General features: G+C 65.4%; 18 protein-coding genes. 7 read left to right on the top strand and 11 right to left on the bottom strand.

The features are described 5' to 3' along the window. Positions 1-33: 33 nt before the first annotated feature. The gene (locus AC5Y3Z_RS01940) at positions 34-1,488 is read left to right on the top strand and encodes a protein adenylyltransferase SelO (RefSeq protein WP_473139076.1); all 1,455 of its coding nucleotides are present in this window, start codon (positions 34-36) and stop codon (positions 1,486-1,488) included. 12 nt (positions 1,489-1,500) lie between these two features. On the opposite strand, the gene AC5Y3Z_RS01945 is transcribed toward AC5Y3Z_RS01940, so the two are convergent. Then, the gene (locus AC5Y3Z_RS01945; protein ID WP_463827697.1) at positions 1,501-3,315 is read right to left on the bottom strand and encodes a glycoside hydrolase family 15 protein; all 1,815 of its coding nucleotides are present in this window, start codon (positions 3,313-3,315) and stop codon (positions 1,501-1,503) included. Between the two features lie 144 nt (positions 3,316-3,459). On the opposite strand from AC5Y3Z_RS01945, the gene AC5Y3Z_RS01950 reads away from it, so the two are divergent. Together AC5Y3Z_RS01950 and AC5Y3Z_RS01955 are read left to right on the top strand one after the other, a co-directional pair. Beyond that, positions 3,460-4,416, top strand: coding sequence for an LLM class F420-dependent oxidoreductase (locus AC5Y3Z_RS01950; RefSeq protein WP_473139077.1), 957 nt, complete (start codon positions 3,460-3,462; stop codon positions 4,414-4,416). Positions 4,417-4,466: 50 nt separating this feature from the next. Then, positions 4,467-4,910 carry a GAF domain-containing protein gene (locus AC5Y3Z_RS01955; RefSeq protein WP_473139078.1) on the top strand — a complete coding sequence of 148 codons (444 nt, stop codon included), beginning with the start codon at positions 4,467-4,469 and terminating at the stop codon, positions 4,908-4,910. Between the two features lie 4 nt (positions 4,911-4,914). Here AC5Y3Z_RS01955 and AC5Y3Z_RS01960 read toward each other — a convergent pair whose 3' ends face one another. From AC5Y3Z_RS01960 to AC5Y3Z_RS01975, 4 genes are read right to left on the bottom strand one after another with little or no spacing between them, the layout of a single operon-like run. Further along, positions 4,915-5,331, bottom strand: a complete 417-nt coding sequence (locus tag AC5Y3Z_RS01960) for a VOC family protein (RefSeq protein WP_463827694.1) — start codon at positions 5,329-5,331, stop codon at positions 4,915-4,917. Positions 5,332-5,341: 10 nt separating this feature from the next. Then, the gene (locus AC5Y3Z_RS01965; RefSeq protein WP_473139079.1) at positions 5,342-6,271 is read right to left on the bottom strand and encodes a DUF808 domain-containing protein; all 930 of its coding nucleotides are present in this window, start codon (positions 6,269-6,271) and stop codon (positions 5,342-5,344) included. Positions 6,272-6,323: 52 nt separating this feature from the next. Beyond that, positions 6,324-7,313, bottom strand: coding sequence for a tocopherol cyclase family protein (locus AC5Y3Z_RS01970; RefSeq protein ID WP_473139080.1), 990 nt, complete (start codon positions 7,311-7,313; stop codon positions 6,324-6,326). Between the two features lie 55 nt (positions 7,314-7,368). Next, positions 7,369-7,998, bottom strand: a complete 630-nt coding sequence (locus AC5Y3Z_RS01975; RefSeq protein WP_473139081.1) for a TetR/AcrR family transcriptional regulator — start codon at positions 7,996-7,998, stop codon at positions 7,369-7,371. A gap of 93 nt (positions 7,999-8,091) precedes the next feature. On the opposite strand from AC5Y3Z_RS01975, the gene AC5Y3Z_RS01980 reads away from it, so the two are divergent. From AC5Y3Z_RS01980 to AC5Y3Z_RS01990, 3 genes are read left to right on the top strand one after another with little or no spacing between them, the layout of a single operon-like run. Further along, positions 8,092-9,153 (top strand): Rieske 2Fe-2S domain-containing protein, encoded by a 1,062-nt coding sequence (locus AC5Y3Z_RS01980; protein WP_463827691.1) that lies wholly within the window; start codon positions 8,092-8,094, stop codon positions 9,151-9,153. After that, complete coding sequence (locus AC5Y3Z_RS01985; RefSeq protein ID WP_463827690.1) at positions 9,150-10,223, top strand: NAD(P)H-dependent amine dehydrogenase family protein; 1,074 nt, start codon at positions 9,150-9,152, stop codon at positions 10,221-10,223. The genes AC5Y3Z_RS01980 and AC5Y3Z_RS01985 overlap by 4 nt, the downstream gene beginning before the upstream one ends. 57 nt (positions 10,224-10,280) lie before the next feature. Continuing rightward, positions 10,281-11,303: a dihydrodipicolinate reductase gene (locus tag AC5Y3Z_RS01990; protein WP_473139272.1), complete on the top strand. Its 1,023-nt coding sequence runs from the start codon at positions 10,281-10,283 to the stop codon at positions 11,301-11,303. On the opposite strand, the gene AC5Y3Z_RS01995 is transcribed toward AC5Y3Z_RS01990, so the two are convergent. From AC5Y3Z_RS01995 to AC5Y3Z_RS02015, 5 genes are all read right to left on the bottom strand, one after another. After that, positions 11,300-12,259 carry an LLM class F420-dependent oxidoreductase gene (locus tag AC5Y3Z_RS01995; RefSeq protein ID WP_473139082.1) on the bottom strand — a complete coding sequence of 320 codons (960 nt, stop codon included), beginning with the start codon at positions 12,257-12,259 and terminating at the stop codon, positions 11,300-11,302. The genes AC5Y3Z_RS01990 and AC5Y3Z_RS01995 overlap by 4 nt on opposite strands. After that, complete coding sequence (locus AC5Y3Z_RS02000) at positions 12,256-13,392, bottom strand: acyl-CoA dehydrogenase family protein (RefSeq protein ID WP_473139083.1); 1,137 nt, start codon at positions 13,390-13,392, stop codon at positions 12,256-12,258. Before AC5Y3Z_RS02000 ends, AC5Y3Z_RS01995 begins: the two co-directional genes overlap by 4 nt. An 80-nt stretch (positions 13,393-13,472) precedes the next feature. After that, positions 13,473-14,486, bottom strand: a complete 1,014-nt coding sequence (locus tag AC5Y3Z_RS02005) for a TIGR03617 family F420-dependent LLM class oxidoreductase (protein ID WP_473139084.1) — start codon at positions 14,484-14,486, stop codon at positions 13,473-13,475. Positions 14,487-14,572: 86 nt separating this feature from the next. Next, positions 14,573-14,866: a hypothetical protein gene (locus tag AC5Y3Z_RS02010; RefSeq protein WP_463827686.1), complete on the bottom strand. Its 294-nt coding sequence runs from the start codon at positions 14,864-14,866 to the stop codon at positions 14,573-14,575. 7 nt (positions 14,867-14,873) lie between these two features. Continuing rightward, positions 14,874-15,776 (bottom strand): oxygenase MpaB family protein, encoded by a 903-nt coding sequence (locus tag AC5Y3Z_RS02015; protein ID WP_473139085.1) that lies wholly within the window; start codon positions 15,774-15,776, stop codon positions 14,874-14,876. Between the two features lie 148 nt (positions 15,777-15,924). Between AC5Y3Z_RS02015 and AC5Y3Z_RS02020 the strand changes: the two genes are divergently transcribed. Then, positions 15,925-16,149 (top strand): hypothetical protein, encoded by a 225-nt coding sequence (locus AC5Y3Z_RS02020; RefSeq protein WP_463827684.1) that lies wholly within the window; start codon positions 15,925-15,927, stop codon positions 16,147-16,149. Between the two features lie 17 nt (positions 16,150-16,166). On the opposite strand, the gene AC5Y3Z_RS02025 is transcribed toward AC5Y3Z_RS02020, so the two are convergent. Further along, a complete protein-coding gene (locus AC5Y3Z_RS02025) occupies positions 16,167-16,994 on the bottom strand; it encodes a lytic transglycosylase domain-containing protein (RefSeq protein ID WP_473139273.1) in 828 nt (275 codons plus the stop codon). Positions 16,995-17,013: the final 19 nt, after the last annotated feature.

Here is a 17,013-nt window from a genome sequence, read left to right on the forward strand (position 1 = left end):
AGACGGTTGACCCCGGTCCGTAGGCTGGATCAAGTGAGCGTTGCACCGGGCACGACCATCACACTTGGTAACCGCTTTCTCCGCGACCTGCCCGAGATGGCGGTTCCCTGGCGGGCTCAGGTTGCGGCCGAGCCTCGATTGCTCGTCTTCAACGAACCGCTGGCGGTCGAACTCGGTCTGGACGCTCAGTGGCTCCGTAGCTCCGACGGTCTGCGTTTCCTGGTGGGCAACCTGGTTCCAGACGGCGCCACCCCGGTCGCCCAGGCATATGCGGGACATCAATTCGGCGGCTATGTGCCGCGGCTGGGTGACGGCCGCGCGTTGTTGTTGGGCGAGATAGCCGACGCCGACGGGCGGTTGCGCGACATCCACCTGAAGGGATCCGGCCGCACTCCGTTCGCCCGGGGCGGTGACGGCTTGGCGGCGGTAGGGCCGATGTTGCGTGAATACGTGATCAGCGAGGCGATGCACGCGCTGGGGATATCCACCACCCGATCGCTGGCGGTGCTGGCGACCGGGACCGCCGTGACGCGCGAGACGCTGCTGCCCGGCGCCTTGCTGGTCCGGGTGGCAAGTAGCCACCTGCGCGTGGGCAGCTTCCAATACGCTTCTGCGACAGGAGATATCGGTCTGCTTCGCCGCCTGGCCGATCATGCCATTGCCCGTCACCATCCTGAAGCCGCCCACGCAGAACAGCCCTACCTCGCGTTGTTCGAGGGTGTGGTGGCGGCCCAGGCGTCGCTGGTGGCCCGGTGGATGCTGGTCGGCTTCATCCACGGCGTGATGAACACCGACAACATGACGATCTCGGGCGAGACCATCGACTACGGGCCATGTGCCTTCATGGAGGCCTACGATCCGGACACCGTGTTCAGTTCGATCGACGCCTGGGGACGCTATGCCTACGGCAACCAGCCGACCATCGCGGCGTGGAACCTCGCCCGCTTCGCCGAGACTCTGCTGCCATTGATCGCCGACGACATCAACGACGCAATCCCGTTGATAGAGGAAGCTTTTGACGGGTTTCACCAATACCACAGCGCCTGGCTCGCGGGGTTGCGCGCCAAGCTGGGCCTGCCTGCCGGTGCCGAACCGACCGAGCCGCTCATCGATGAACTGCTGCCCATGTTGCAGGAGAGTCACGCGGACTTCACCTCTTTCTTCCGCAACCTCAGCGCTGCGGCGGCCGGCGACGCCGAACCGGCGCGTGGCATGTTCGTGGACCCGGCCCAGTTCGATGCCTGGGCGTCACGTTGGCGCCAGCAGGGGCCGGACGTCGACATGATGCAGCGCGTCAACCCGATCTACATCCCGCGCAATCACCTGGTCGAAGAAGCACTCACCGCGGCGACGGCGGGCGACCTCGAACCGTTGAACCGACTACTCGATGCCATCAGCTCCCCCTATACCGAACGACCGGGTCTGGAGCGCTATGCAGCCCCGGCCCCCACGGATTTCGGCGTCTACCGCACCTTCTGCGGCACCTGACTCTCCGCACCTTCAGGACTGGAGATCCAGTGCCGCCCCGATCAACGCCAAGTGGCTGAGACCTTGGGGAAGGTTTCCCAGGAAAGAGTTGTCGTCTGAGTCGATCATCTCGGCCAGCACGCCGACATCGTTGGTCAATTCGACCAATTGGTCCATCAATTCGCGCGCTTCGGTGTCGCGACCGACGTAGTGCAGTGCCGACACTGCCCAGAACGAACACGCGACGAATGCACCTTCCTGCTCGTCCCGGCGTGCCCCGCTGTAGCGGTATAGCAGCGGACCGCAACCCAGATCGCGTCGCAGTGCGTCGATGGTCGCCGTCATCCGCGGGCCTCGGTCATAACCGCTGCCGGCGTGCAACAAGATCGAAGCGTCCAGTTTGCCACTGCCCGGATACCATTCGTAGCTGTTCAACTCGTCGGACCAGCATTCGCGTTCTACCCAGGCCCGAATCCGTTCGGCCTCACCGGCCCAGCGATCGGGATCGCCGGGAATCTGTCCCAACTCGGCAAGCCCGACCGCGCACCGCAACGCGTGCCAACAACCCAGTTTGGAGGTGGTGTAGTGCTCGAGCTGTTCCAGCTCCCACATCCCGGCGTCGCGGGTGCGCCAGGCGTCGCAGGCCTGGTCGGCAAAGTCCGCCAGTAGGTGGCCGGTCGCGGTGTCCAGCGCGTGACCGGAGTCGACGTACAGGCGCACCGTGTCGAATAAGTCGGCGTAGATGCTCAACTGCAGCTGCCCGTGCGCGCGGTTGCCGGTCAACACCGGTCCGATCCCCCGCCACCCGGGTACCTCGTGGCTGATCACCGGTTCGACCTCCGAACCGTCCAGCCGGTAGCACACCCCGGTGCCGGCACCGTGCTGACGAACCGTGCGCAACAGCCAGCTGATCGCGGCGTGCGTTTCCTCCCGGATGCCGAGCCGGCGCAAGGCGCTCAGCGTGTAGGCGGCATCGCGGACCCACGCGTAGCGGTAGTCCCAGTTCTTACCGCCTGAAAGCCGTTCCGGCAGTGAGGTAGTCGCCGCGGCTGCCACGGCTCCGGTTGGACTGAAGATCAGCAGTTTCAGGAACAGCAGACTGCGGTGCACGGCTTCGCTCCACGCGCCGGCGCATTCGAACTCACCCGACCATTTGCGCCACTGCTCGACGGTGCGGTCCAATCCCCGATCGATATCGTCCACCGGCGACAACATCAGCGGCTCGCCATCGGTCGCTACCAGGCCGATGACCCGCCGGGACGACGGGTCCGCACTGAATGTGCCGGATACCGCCTGATCGGTCAGCTCCACGTTCATGCCCTCGGAGATGGACACCCCGAAGTTCAAGTCCTTGAGGCGCAACACAATTCCATGCGGAGTCTGTCTCGCCCACGGTGACGCGGTGTTGAAACAAGTGCCGGGTGCGACGCGCCAGCGCATCGGCACCTCGCCGTCCAGTCCCTCGATTCGACGCACCAACTCGGTCCACGGCAACCGTCCGTCGAGTCCGACGTTGAGTGCGTCGGTGACGCGAACCCGTCCGGAGTCGGTGACGAAAGTGGTTTCCAGCACATTGGTGTGCGGGACATATCGGCGCTGCGCGGTGAACGGTATTGCCGGTGCCAACTCCAGGCGTCCACCGTTGGCAGCATCGAGCACCGCCGCGAAGACGGGCACCGAATCCAGGTTCGGTATCGGAAACCAGTCGATGGCACCGTCTTCGGCGACCAACGCCACGGTCCGCCCGTCGCCCAGCGGCGCATAACTGCGCAGCGGCACGAAACCCTTGTCGCGGTATGGGGATTCGGTCGGCGTCGAAGTACGGGGATCGAGCTCCGGTGGCGGCACGCCATCGCGTTCCCCGATCCACCGCCGATAAACACCTGTGGGCTGGGCCCTGACGCTGACTCGCGCCTGGGGCGCAGATGTGCGAGTACGCCCCACCCCCACCGCAGAGTGACTAGGTGGCGCTTCAGCGGGTAACCGCCCCTCATGCCTACCATCGGATATTTCTTGTCCTGCGAACAATTCGGACCGGCAGAGCTGATCGACCAGGCCAAGCGGGCGGAAGCTGCCGGGTTCGACGCACTGTGGATTTCAGATCATTTCCACCCCTGGAATGACGAGCAGGGACAGAGCCCGTTCGTCTGGGGCGTCATCGGAGCCTTGTCGCAGGTGACGTCGCTGCCGGTCAGCACCGCGGTGACCTGTCCTACGATCCGCATCCACCCGGCCATCGTCGCCCAGGCCGCCGCGACGGCCGCGGTGCAACTGGACGGCCGCTTCGTCCTGGGTGTCGGCAGCGGGGAGGCCCTCAACGAGCATGTGCTGGGCGATCGCTGGCCGTCGGTCGGGCAGCGCCTGGAGATGCTCGAGGAGGCCATCGACGTCATCCGGTTGCTGCACAAGGGCGACGAGATCAGCCACCACGGCAAGCACTACGAGGTGCAGGAAGCTCGCATCTACACTCTCCCGGACAAGCCGGTGCCCATCTACGTCTCCGGGTTCGGTCCGCAGGCGGCCAAGTTCGCCGGCCGGGTAGGCGACGGGTACGTCCTGGCGATGCCTTCGGCGGAACTGGTTGACACGTTCCGCAAGGCCGGGGGTGGAGACAAGCCGGTGCAAGCCGGGACCAAGGTCAGCTGGGACAAAGATGCCGACAACGCCCTGAAGACGGCCCACCGACTATGGGCCAACGAGGCGTTACCGGGTCAGGCTGCCCAAATCCTGCCGCGTCCCAGGGATTTCGCCGATCTCATGTCACTCGTACCGCCCGACCAGGTCGCGGAGAGCGTCGCCTGCGGGCCCGACCCCGACAAACACGCCCAGCAGGTCCGCGAGTACTTCGAGGCCGGGATCGACGAGGTCTACGTGCAACAGATCGGGCCGGACATGGCGGGCTTCTTCTCGGCGTGGGAGCGCGACGTCTTGCCCCAACTCCGGAAGTAAACGCCGCCGGGCTACCGGACCCGCCATTGCTAACGAGCAAGATGGTCGACATGACCGCCGTATACCGAGCGCCGATGCGCTCCCGCAGCGACGAGATCGACCCGCAAGCGACTCTCGAGCGGGCTCGCCGCTTGGGCGTGTGTGGCTTCGGTCAACAGGTGCGCGACTCCGGCGAGGGCGAACGTCTGGACCGCCGCGTCGCGCGGTTTGCCGAGGTGCCGGACGGTTCGTTCGTGTGGACCCGCGACACCGACGGCCTGTATTGGCTGGGAAGAATCCGCGGGGCATATTTCTTCGACGCCGACGACGGGGCCACCGAGGTCGATCTGGTGCATGTGCGGCCGTGCGACTGGTCAGCCGAACCCGTGTTGGAGCACGATGTGCCTACCGCGGTGGCGGAGACCTTCCGCCGTGGCGGGCGGAATTTTCAGCAGACCCACGATCCATCGGTAGGGATTGCGACACAGCGCATTTGGGACCGCGAAACCAATTGAGACGTTATCGGTCAGCATTCTTTGCGACCAAGACTTCGCCTTCGAGCCCGTCGGGGTCACGAAAGAAAAGACTACGCACGGCACCGAAGTCGTTGACTGCACCATCACTGGCGCCGCGCTCGACAAGCCGCTGCCGGATCACCTCGAAACTTTCCGGCGTGGCCGCCTGCAAGCCGAAGTGGTCGAGCCGTCCGCGACCCCACATCGGCGTCTGCCGGTCTGGCTCCCGATTGCCCTCAATGGTGACCACATTGAGTTCGGTGTGCGGGCCGATGCGGATCATCGTCATGGTCTCATCGCCCTTTTCACCGTGCGGCTCGGTGGGCCCGACCTCCGCTTCGAACACGCCGGTGTAGAAATCGCGCAACCGGTCGATGTCGCCGGAGATCAGCGCGATGTGATTGATCCCGTCGAGTAACACCGGCCACCCCTTACGCTTTCGATTCCGAGCGCCGAACCCGGCGCAGCAGGTGCACCACGGCAACCACCAGCCCGCCCACCACCGCACCGATCACCGCCGAGGCTGCGGTATTGAACAACCAAGCCAGCACACCGCCCACCGAGTCGACCGCGTGATGTATGCCTTCCTCCGCGTGGTGCACCAGACTGTACGGGGTCTGCCAGCCGAGGTGACTGCTGTGCACCAACAGGATGTGGCCGCCCACCCAGAGCATCGCCGCAGTCCCGACGACGGAGAGTGCCGAGAGCAGTCTGGGCATCCCGGCGACCAGGCCGCGACCCAACGCCCTGCCCGCTCGGGACGACGTCGCAGCGAGCCGTAGGCCGACGTCGTCCATCTTCACGATGCCCGCGACGACCCCGTAGACGGCGACCGTAATGACGAAGGCGACGATGACCAGGATGATGAACCGCGGCAGGAATGCGAGTTCAGCCACTTCGTTGAGTGCGATCACCATGATCTCCGCCGACAGGATGAAGTCGGTCCGGATCGCACCGGCCACCATGTGAGCCTCGCTCTCCGGCAGCTCGGCTTCGCCGTGGTGACCGTGCAGACTGCTCCAAACCTTTTCGGCGCCTTCGAAACACAGGTACGTCGCACCGAGCATCAGGATCGGGCTGAGCAACCACGGCGCGAACTGACTGAGCAGCAGCGCACCGGGCAGGATGAACAACAGTTTGTTGCGCAGCGACCCCAGCGCGATGCGCTTGATGATCGGCAGTTCCCGCTCGGCCGAGATTCCCTCGACGTACTGGGGCGTCACCGCCGTGTCGTCGATGACGACGCCGGCGGCTTTTGCCGTCGCGCGTCCGGCGGCTCCGCTGATGTCGTCGAGCGATGCCGCGGTGAGCTTGGCGAACATGGCCACGTCATCCAGAAGGGCGAACAGACCTGCACTCATCGCGTCTGCTCCATGGCGCGCAAGAGTACTCGCGTGAACCTCGCGTGGCTCATCAGGCAGGTCGGCTGCCGATCTCCAGACCAGCCAGTTCCGAGGTCCCGTCGAAAATGGTCCGGCCCCACTCCCGGACGGTGAGGCGCAGGGTGGCTGCCAGGTACTCGTAGTCGGTGTCGATATTGCGGCGTTCGCCGGGCAGCGGCACCGGCAGCACGTGCGGGCCGTCGCCGACGCCACGGCCGTCCAGCTCGATGTGGAACCGCGGAGTCCGCGCCTCGATCTGCCAACGCAGGTCATTGCCGGTGTAGGACACCAGCGCCGGTGGGGTGATACGCAGCACCCGATTGCCAAGTCGCACAACGACTCCGGTGACATCTCGCTTGAACGGGCCCAACTCCAGCAGGCCACCGGAGAATGCCACGCACACGTCGGCGTCGCCGAAGTCGTGGGCCTGACCCCACCACCAGCGCAACGGGAATCCCGCTCCCCAGTTGCGTTCGCAGTACAGCGTGGCGTCGGTAAAGGTCCACTGCTCGTCGCCGCTTGTCACAGTTCCCGACGCTTTGCCGCCCAGCCGGTAGGGATGCCAATACTGGTTCAGGAACGGGACGGACGAGAACACCCCACCGCCGCCGAACGGCTTGGGCCAGCGGAATTCGTCGTCGAATTTCAAGTCGACTTCGCTGTCGCCGATGACCATCCGGAGCCGTTCGCGGCTCGCGTCGATCACATCCTCACCGCTCTCGGCCTTGACCGAGAACTCGGTCCGGTCGGCGCGCACCCCGTCGATCGCGGCCGAGCGCACCACCCCACCTGGGTGCAGCGCGATCGCCGCCGTCGACCATTCGCCTTCGGGATGCCGATTCTCGCTGCACAGCGCGACCACCACCCGGCCGGTGTCCGGCTCGGAGATCCGCCAGAACCAGCCCTCCATCTCAGTGCCGTGCGAGGGCAGCGGATCCCCGAAAGGCACGTCGGCGCCGGTGCGTCGATAGAACGATACGAACTGACGGCCGGTGTTCAAGACAGATTCGACGACGTCCATCCATGTTTCGTACCCACCGTCTACCGGGATGAACCGGCCCCCCTAGCCGGATTGCTCACACTCGCGCGGACTGGCCCAGATACGCGACGATGGCGTTGGTGAGCCCGCGGCGCGCTTCGTCGAGATCGGCGTAGCTGCCGAGCTGTCGTTCCGACGCAAGGCCCCGCATCGCGCCGGGGATCATGGTTGCAATCTCCCGCACCCGCTGCGCGTCGACCTGCAGATCGGCGAAGGCGTTTTGGCAGACGGCGTGCCAGCTCTGACCCCACGAGCGCAGTTCGGCTGCGGTGCGCGGATAGAGCCGATCAAGCTCGGCGGGTTCCCGCGGCAGCGCCGCACGCAGGTTCTCGATTGCCCGGGAGTCGGGTGCGGTCAGTCCGTCGTACAGCGTGTCGATGATCTCCGCCACCCGCGCCTGCAACGACGCTCCGGTGTCGGGGTTGGCGAACAGGTTGGCGCGGCGTTGCGCGGTGTGGTGCAGCACGGCGGCCCAGAACCCGTCCGCGTCGCCGAATTGATACTGCACGGTGCCCCAGGTCACGCCGATTTGTTTGGCGATGCGATTGGCCGAAACCGCTCCCGGATCGCCGGACGCCAGAGCGGTGACCGCGGCGTGCAACATGGCCTCGCGGGTGGCCAGGCCACGCTTGTTGGATCGGCGACCCGCACTGTCCGCCACCGCCATAAGGCGCATCCTAACCCGGGCCTCTTGGTTTCGTTGACTGCTTTATGAATCTTCCATAGAGTATTCGACCATCGGATCGAGAGGACCGCGAGCATGGCCAAGCCGCCATTGTCGATGAAACCAACCGGATGGTTTCAGGTTGCGTGGTCAGACGAGATCGGCGTCGGCGATGTCCACACGATGAAGTATTTCGGTCAGGAGCTGATCGCCTGGCGCGCCGACTCGGGCGGGCTCACCGTGATGAACGCCTACTGCGAACACCTCGGCGCTCATCTGGGTTACGGCGGGAAAGTCGTGGGCGAAGTGCTGCAGTGCCCTTTTCACGGTTGGCAGTGGAGCCACGAAGGCCGCAACGTCTGCATCCCGTATCAGGACCGCCCCAACCGGGGCCGTCGGATCCAGACATATCCCGTAGTCGAACGGAATGAGTCCGTTTACATCTGGCACGACATCGAAGGCCGCGCACCGTATTTCGATGCGCCCGACGTCTTCGCCAGCTTCGCCGACGGCAGCGATCCCGACGACTACTACCCGCAGCAACGGCTGTTCCGCCAAGACCTAGAACTGCATCCGCAATATGTGCTCGAGAACGGCGTCGACTTCGCGCACTTCAAGTTTGTGCACAACACACCCATCGTGCCGATCTTCACCCGGCACGACTTCGACGACCCGGTGTCCTACGTCGACTTCACCATCACCTTCGAAGGTGACGACCAGCAGAGCATCGACGACGTCAAGAGCGGCGTGGAAGCCATCAACGGCGGACTGGGCATCGCGGTCACCAAGAGTTGGGGAATGATCGACAACCGCACCATCTCGGCCGTCACGCCGGTCGACGAGCGCACCTCCGACGTCCGGTTCATGGTCTATATCGGACGGGTTCCCGGTCGTGAAGGTCTGGCGGCCGAACGTGCGGAGCGCAAAGCGCTCGGGTTCGGCGAGGAAGTCATCCGGCAATTCACCCAGGACGTGCACATCTGGGCGCACCAACGCTATTCCGATCCGCCGGCGCTCGCAACGGCGGAGTACGAGGGGTTCACCGCAATTCGCAAGTGGGCCACCCAGTTCTATCCCGATGGCCGGGGCGGCAGTGCCAGCGAGCTGGCCCGGTCGACCGCGCGGGCAAAACCCGATTCTCGAGAGGTGCGGCTGTGAGCATCAAAGTCTTTCAAGTGGCAACCGGCAATGTCGGAAGCGAGATGATCAAGCGCATCGCCACTCAGCCCGACCTGGAACTGGTTGGCGTGCACTGCTATTCCTCCGACAAGATCGGTAAGGACGTCGGCGAACTCGTCGGACTGCCGGCCAACGGCGTCACCGCGACCGGCAGCGTCGACGAGATCATCGCCGCCAAGCCCGACGTGCTGACCTTCCACGGTGTGTTCCCCGACGAGGACCTCTACGTCAAAGTCCTTGAAGCTGGGATCAATATCGTCACCACCGCCGACTGGATCACCGGCTGGCATCGCGACCGCAACCACCCGCACCCGTCCGGAAAGCCCGTCACCCAGTTGCTCGCCGAAGCCTGTGACAAAGGCGGCACGACGTTCTACGGCACCGGGATGAACCCAGGGGTCAACCAGATCCTGGGCGTGGTGTGTTCGGCCGACGTCGCGGAAATCGAGAACGTGACCACCATCGAATCCGTCGACGTGTCCTGCCACCACTCCAAAGACACCTGGATTGAGGTCGGTTATGGCCTGCCGGTGGATGATCCGTCGATTCCGTCGAAGTTGGAAAAGTACACCCGAGTGTTCGCCGACAGCGTGCTGATGATGGCCGACTGCTTCGACATCGAACTCGACGAGGTGAAGTTCAGCTACGAGCTCGGCGCCTGCACCAAGGACGTCGACCTCGGCTGGTACACGTTGCCGAAGGGTTCGCTGGGCGGCAACTACATCAAATATCAGGGCATGGTGGATGGCATTCCGAGGGTGGAGACGCACCTGGAGTGGCAGATGACCCCGCACACCGATCCCAGCTGGGACATCAAGGGCTGCTACATCACTCAGATCAAGGGCGACCCGTGCATCTATAACAAGCACATGATTTTCCCCAAGCCCGGCATCGACCTGTCCAACCCCGACAACTTCGCCTCCATCGGCATGACGGTCACCGGACTGCCGGCACTGAATTCCATCAAGTCGGTGGTCGCCGCTCCCCCGGGTCTTGTCACCAGCGCCGACCTGCCGCTTCGGGCATTCGCCGGCCGCTTCAAGATCTAGCGAAACACGTTGCGCTATCGCGTCGTCGGGTGGGGCACCGGCACTGTGGGCCGAGAAATACTCACTACCGTCCTCGATCACCGCGACGACATGGTGGTGGTGGGCGCCCGGGTGTATTCCGGGGACAAGGACGGCCTCGACATCGGCACGCTGCTGGGGCGTGACGCCATCGGAGTACACGCGACCACGTCCGTCGACGACATTCTTGCCCTCGACGCCGACTGCGTGCTCTACACGCCGCGCAACGCCAGCCTGGACGAGGTGTGCGCCATCCTGTCGAGCGGTAAAAACGTTGCCACCACAGCGTTCTTGTTCCATCCCCGGCGTATCCCGTCAGCCGAGCGGGACCGCGTGGCCGCCGCCTGCCAGGCCGGCAACGCCTCGGTGCATGGCAGTGGATTGAATCCGGGCAACCTGTCCGGGGTGTTACCTCTGGCGTTGTCGGGCATGAGCCGCACCATCGACAAGATCACCCTGCAGGAGCGGGCCGATTGGTCGGTGTACGAGAGCACCTCGATCACGTTCGACAACATGGCTTTCGGTCAGCCGATCGAAAAGATCTGCCCCACTGCGACCGACTTTCTGGCCTTCAACAGCGGCCTGTTCGAAAACCAGGTCTGGTTTCTCGCCGACGAATTGGGAGCTGACATCGACGAGGTGGTGGCGGCGGTGGAAGCGGTCCCCGCGAAGGCCGACCACCAGATTTTCGAGCATGCGCTGCTCGCCGGATCCACTGCGGGCCAACGCTGGACGTGGTCGGGGCGCAGAGCCGGGGAGACACTCATCGAGATCGAGGCGCTGTGGACGGTGGGCGGTGAATACCCGGAACACTGGCCCAAACCCGAGCACGGTTGGACGTTGACGATTGAGGGCGCTCCTTCCATGCGCGCCCATTTTTTCGCGCTGGCAAGTTTCACCCGCGCTGCCACTATGGCCGAACACGTCAGGTCGGCCAGTGTCGCTACCGCTATGCAGGTCCTCAACGCGGTGCCGGCGATATGCCAGGCACCCGCCGGCTTCGCAACCAGCGCGTCACTGCCATTGATCCGCAGCCACAACGGGTTTGGGCGCACTCGCTAGCCTGGCGACAGTGCACTCAGGGTGGCCCGGCCACCCGGGTCTTCGGCAGTCGACGGCACAATCGCGACGCAGTCGGCGCCGGCTTTCCGGTACGCGCGCACCCGCGTCCTGATCTGCTCGGCCGAGCCCAACGCACCCACTTCGGCCAGCAACTGCACTGGAATGGCAGCCGCCAGTTCGCGCCTGGTCGCGCCTGCTCGCGCCATTACGACGAGGTCGTTGAACCCGAGGTCACTGAACATTTCGCCGTAGCCCGGTGGGGCGAGATACACCGCCAGTTGGCCGGCGAGTTGAGCATGCGCGCCGGCACCGGGATCGAGGGCGACCGGCACCCATACCGTGAGGCGGGGCACGGAACGGTCACCCGCTGCGCGCTCGAGCGCAGCCCGAACCTGCGCGACGCGGGCGGGCGAGGCGAGGTTGAGCACCACCTCGTCGGCGTGCCGGGCCGCCAGCGCGACCATGCCCGAACCGAACACCCCCAACGCAATTCGCGCCTCAGGTATAGGGTGGCGCAGCCGGAAGCCGTGGCTGCTGATGTGTCGTCCGCTGTAGTCGGCGCGGGCGCCGCCCAGTATCGGCCGCAGGCATTCGATGGTTTCGCGCATGAGGGCCACATGGTGGGACCAGTCGCGGTTGTGCCAGCCGGCCACGATCGCCGGACTGGAGGCCCCCAGCGCGAGATCGATCCGGTTGCCGGTCAGTGCGGCGACCGTGCTCGCCCCCAACGCCAAGGTCACCGGACCGCGCACGCCGACGGCCAGGGGACCGATCTTGAGCGTTAAATCCGTTGCACGCAGACCGATTGCAGTGGCGAGCGCGAACGCGTCGTAGGTGGCCATCTCACCGATCCACAGCGCATCGAATCCGCTCTCCGACGCAGCCTGCGCGATGTCCAGCGCCTCGGTATCGGGACGGTCGAGCCAGTACGGCAGGACGACTTCGATGTCGGTCACAGCATTGACACGTCGGCGGGCTGATCGAGCAGCAGACGTCCGGGCAGTTCGCGCGATGCCTCGTTGACCTGGAAGTGCGCGGTGGCGGTGAACGCATCGCGGAACCGCCGCTGCAGTGGCGAGCTGTCATAGATGGCGCTGCCGCCGGCCAGGTCGTACATGGCACGGACCACGTCCGCGGCGGTCCGGGCGGCGTGCGTGGCCGCCAGCCGTAGCCGGTTGCGCAGCGTCACCGACACCGGGTCGTGGTCGTGGCTGGCCTGCCACGCCTCCTCGACCGTGACGTAGTACAGCGCGCGTGCCGCGCTGAGTGCGGACTCGGCGGTCGCCACCGCCGCCTGGGTCGCGGGCCGCTCGGCCAGGGTCCGGGTGGAGCCGAGTCGTGTTGTGCCACCAGCTATCTCGATGAGGTCGTCGATGGCGGCACGCGCATTACCGAGTGCCGCAGCGCCGATGGACAACGCGAAGAAACCGAACACCGGGAAGCGGTACAGCGGCCGGTCGACGGTCGGGCCGTCGAACACCGAGAACACCCGGTCCGCAGGTACGAAGACTTCGTCGGCGACGGTGTCGTGGCTGCCGGTGCCGCGGAGGCCCAGGGTATGCCAGGTATCAAGGACCGTCAGATCACTCTTGGGTAGTGCGACAACGGACGGCACGCGCCGTTCGTCGACGAAGCAGCCGGCAAACAGCATGTCGGCGTGGGTGATTCCGCTGCAGAACGGCCAACGTCCGGTCACCACGATTCCGCCGTCGACCGACTTCGCGGTGCCGCGCGGCGCCCACACCCCGGCGGCGATACCGCGGCCGTCCCCGAACATCTCCTCGCGGGCGCCCGCCGGCATGTAGGCGACCAGTAGCGCGCTGGTGATCGCGATCGATACGCACCATCCCGTTGCCGCATCACCGCGCGCGATCGTCTCGGCGCACCGCAGCGCGGTCCCGGGATCGAGTTCCGGCGCGCCGACTTCGCGCGGCATGGTGGCGCGCAGCAACCCGAGGTCATTGAGCCGGGCGATGAGCTCGGGGGGAAGCCTGCGCTCGTTGTCGATGTCGGCCGACAGCGCCCGCGCGTACTGGGCGACCTTCTCGGCAAGGAGTTCGATGCTGTCGGCATCGCTGCCCGGTGTCATTGGCGGCTCCGGTGACTGTGAGGGTGCAACAAAAGTAACACCCGACGATTCATCGCCCGCCGTTCGAGTGCGGTCGCCTACTATCGGGACGCATGTAAGCCGCCGACCAGGTCGGCCAGGTCTTCCCTACTCGGCGAGTAGAACGGGAAGTAACAGCAGACATCGGAAGCCATTGCACCGAAACGATTTTCGATCTCAGCTGCGCATTCGTCGGGACTGCCGACGATACCGATGGTGCGCACCATCTCCTCGGTGATCAACGCCCGCATACCGGCATAGTCACCCGTCTTGGACATGGCGTTGAGAAGCGGTTGCAGCTCGGCCCAGCCCTCGACCTCCAGCACCGGGCGGTAATTGGGTGTGGAACCGTAGAACGCGATCAGGGTAGCAACGCCGTCGACAGCTGCCGCCAGCTGCGCCTCGGTACCACCGACAGCGACCATCGCCTGCGCGATCACCTGAAGATCGGCAACCGACCGCCCGGATTCCTGCAACCCCTGGGCCAGCGCCGGCGCGGTCCGCTGCGCGAGGTGTCGCGCACTGTTGAACGGCATCACCAGCAGTCCGTCAGCCACTTCCGCCGCCTTGCGGGTCATCAGCGGTCCGAGCGCTCCCATCAGCACCGGCGGTGGACCGAAAGGGTTGGGCCCCGGATTGAAATTCGGCGGCATCAACGTGTGGGTGTAGAACTCACCCCGAAACTTCAACGGCGCCTGACCTTCCCACGCCGCGAAGATCGCCTTGATCGCGGCGACCTGCTCAGCCATCCGGCTCGCCGGCTTGCCCCACTGCGCTCCATACCGCTTCTCGATGTGCGCTTTGATCTGCGACCCGAGACCGAGCCGGAATCGCCCGCCGCTGTAGCACTGCAGATCCCAGGCTGAGTGCGCCAGATGCACCGCACTGCGCGGCCCGGCGATCGCCACATTGGTCATCAACTCCAGGTCGGCCTCCCCCGCCGCCACGACCAGCGGGAAGAACACGTCGTGGGGTCCCTCGAATGTGAAAAGGCCGTCGGCTCCCAGTTCACCGATCTCGCGCACGCTGTCACGCACCTTGTCCGGTGCGCCCTCTACCTGCAGATGTACCTTCACGCCAGCCACGATTCCCTTCTGATCGGGCCAACCCTACGACATGACGGTGCCGACGACGCGCGTACTCGGCTATGCACCAGGCGAATTCAGGGCGCAGGACACGAATTCGCGATTTGTATCGAGACCGGCCACAGCGCCGTCACCACCCCGAAGGCCCCGACGTCAGCACCGGCCGGCATCACCTTGGCCAGTCGCGTCTCAATCTGCTGAACCTGTTCTGCGTGCAGGAAGGCCCACACCAGGCCCACCGACAGATAAGGAATCGCCAACCACACAGCCGCTTCGATCAGCGCCGCGATGCTGACCCGGTGATCCAACAGCCGGCGCAACCGGTCCAGGCCCACCTCGACTCTGCCTATGCTGCCATGTGATTGCGTCATCGTGCGCTCAAATCAGCGGGCGGCCGCGCCGAACCCGATGGCGCACATCGAGGAGCAGCACGTGACTGCCGCCCTGCCGGATGAACGGCGGCAGGAACCGGTTGACGAAAGCCACCAGCAGGAACAACCTTTCGAAACGCCGTTGCCTGGTGTCACTCCACGAGACACCGAGAGCCTCCCGGAAAACCGGGGCGAGAAAGCCGGTGGTCAGGAACCTCAGCAGGCGGTGAAACGGCCACCGCAGCAGTGGATTGATCATCCGCAGATCAATCAGCTCGTGCAGATATCGGCCAACTGTGTCGCTGATTTCGACGTGCGCGCAGGCCTGGACCCAGTAATCGTCGAAGGCTGCCCGAGTCGGCGGCCACTGATCCTCGCGCACCTGCAACGTGGTGCCCAATGTCCACGCGGAGCGGTAGAACTGTTCTGCCTGTTCGGCATTCATCGGGCCGCGCAGCAACTGATAGGTGTCCTCCAACCCGACGAACAGGCAGGCGGCTACCCACAGCTGCAGGTTGCGATCAAAAGCGTTGTAGCGGACCGGACTTTCCGGCGTGGACCGGACCTGCCGGTGCGCGCCGTCGACGGCCTCGCGGATCGCGGCGCGGTCCCGGTCGGACCCGAAGACCGCGACGGCCAGATACTGGAAGGTGGTGCGCGCGCGTTTCCACGGGTGCTTGAGCAGGTTGCCGGAATCCACCTTGGACTCCACCACGCCGTAGCCCACTCCCGGCCGCGACAACTGCATGATCACATTCGCCGCGCCTGCCGCGAACGACCAGAAGTCCATCGCTTCGCGGACATGGACTGGCCGATCGGTCCAGCGGGCCGTCTGCCGGGTGACCCGGATGCGAGTGTCCTCGAGGGCCAACACCGGAGGTTCCAACGACGGTTCGGGCGAAACTGTCATTAACCGAACCTCCCGCCCAATCCAATTGAAACCTGAGCTCAGCAGCCATTGTCAGGTTCTCACAACCGCGAGAAGTGAGCAACGTCCGCTCGAACTATGGTTAACATGTTTGGTGACTACACACGCCGTCGCCGCCGGGAGCCACCCGATGCTCACAGCACTTCGTAACCTACTCGACTACAAGATGACCGTCGCCGAGCTGATCGGCCTCGCGGTCATCGTTGGCGTCCCCTACCTGTTGGTGGGCCTCGTCTGGTCGGTTACGCATACCTCGCATCTGCACCAGCTGCACGGCGCCGACGCGGTGGTGTCGTTTCTGGGTTCCATCGTGTCGTGGCCGGTGCTGCTGTTCTCCAACGTCTGCATGACCTGACGTCCGACGCCTGCGCTCTACTGCGGATGGCCGGCCAGGTACTCGGCCGCGGAGATCCGTTCGGATGCGGCGTACCCGACGGGCAACAGCACGTCACCCATCGTGGTCAGGTAGTAGACGTCCCACCGGTGGTAGGCGGCGAAGGCGGCGGGGTCGCCGCCGATCGCAGCGGCGTAGTCCTTGACGGCTCCGACGTAGTTGCTCGAATGGTTGTAGCTGTAGATGGCGCCGTCGGGATTGCCGGCGAAACCGTTGGCCGCAAGCATCCGGCCGGCCGCCATGATGCTGTCCCGCGGTGAGCGGATGTCGCCACCCTGGCCGTAGCTGGCGAACGTGGACGGCAGGAATTGCATGGGCCCCTGCGCACCCGCGGTGCTCACCCCGGAGATGCGGCCGAAGTCGGTCTCGACCATGTTGATCGCTGCCAGATAGTTCCAGCCGACGCCGCTGGCCGCCTCGGCCGCGCGGTAGTAGCTGAGCAACTCGGCGGCGGGCGCCGGCGGGTCGATCCGCCAGGCGGGCAACGTCGGCTTCGCCTCGCCTGCGTTCAACGCCTGCAGGTGGTGCCGCGCGTCGACATTGAGGTTGTAGATTCCGCTGAGCTGCGCCGGAATGAGCGGTCGCACGACCGGCTCCCACTCGGGGTGGCGCCCGATGGCACGGTAAGCGGCCTGCTCACGCAACGCCGCGGCCTGCAGCACCGCCTCCGACGACGACGGGTCGCGCAGCGCTTGCTCGTCGGCGACCAGATCCCGAGCCAGTTGCGCCGGGTCAGCGGCCAGCGCCGGTTGCCCGAGCACCAGCGCCGGTGCCGCGTACTGCACCAGCCCGAGCGCGGCCATCATCACGAAAAGTGCTGCGCCG

The sequence above is a fragment of the Mycobacterium sp. NGS61 genome (assembly GCF_059812325.1).

What these genes read in the sequence shown, in the direction of transcription:
- AC5Y3Z_RS01965 (WP_473139079.1), bottom strand. Translation starts at nt 6,271, where the DNA reads ATGAGTGCAGGTCTGTTCGCCCTTCTGGATGACGTGGCCATGTTCGCC.
- AC5Y3Z_RS02020 (WP_463827684.1), top strand. Translation starts at nt 15,925, where the DNA reads ATGCTCACAGCACTTCGTAACCTACTCGACTACAAGATGACCGTCGCC.
- AC5Y3Z_RS01950 (WP_473139077.1), top strand. Translation starts at nt 3,460, where the DNA reads ATGCCTACCATCGGATATTTCTTGTCCTGCGAACAATTCGGACCGGCA.
- AC5Y3Z_RS01955 (WP_473139078.1), top strand. Translation starts at nt 4,467, where the DNA reads ATGACCGCCGTATACCGAGCGCCGATGCGCTCCCGCAGCGACGAGATC.
- AC5Y3Z_RS02000 (WP_473139083.1), bottom strand. Translation starts at nt 13,392, where the DNA reads ATGACACCGGGCAGCGATGCCGACAGCATCGAACTCCTTGCCGAGAAG.
- AC5Y3Z_RS02015 (WP_473139085.1), bottom strand. Translation starts at nt 15,776, where the DNA reads ATGACAGTTTCGCCCGAACCGTCGTTGGAACCTCCGGTGTTGGCCCTC.
- AC5Y3Z_RS01975 (WP_473139081.1), bottom strand. Translation starts at nt 7,998, where the DNA reads ATGGCGGTGGCGGACAGTGCGGGTCGCCGATCCAACAAGCGTGGCCTG.
- AC5Y3Z_RS02025 (WP_473139273.1), bottom strand. Translation starts at nt 16,994, where the DNA reads ATGATGGCCGCGCTCGGGCTGGTGCAGTACGCGGCACCGGCGCTGGTG.
- AC5Y3Z_RS01970 (WP_473139080.1), bottom strand. Translation starts at nt 7,313, where the DNA reads ATGGACGTCGTCGAATCTGTCTTGAACACCGGCCGTCAGTTCGTATCG.
- AC5Y3Z_RS01980 (WP_463827691.1), top strand. Translation starts at nt 8,092, where the DNA reads ATGGCCAAGCCGCCATTGTCGATGAAACCAACCGGATGGTTTCAGGTT.
- AC5Y3Z_RS02010 (WP_463827686.1), bottom strand. Translation starts at nt 14,866, where the DNA reads ATGACGCAATCACATGGCAGCATAGGCAGAGTCGAGGTGGGCCTGGAC.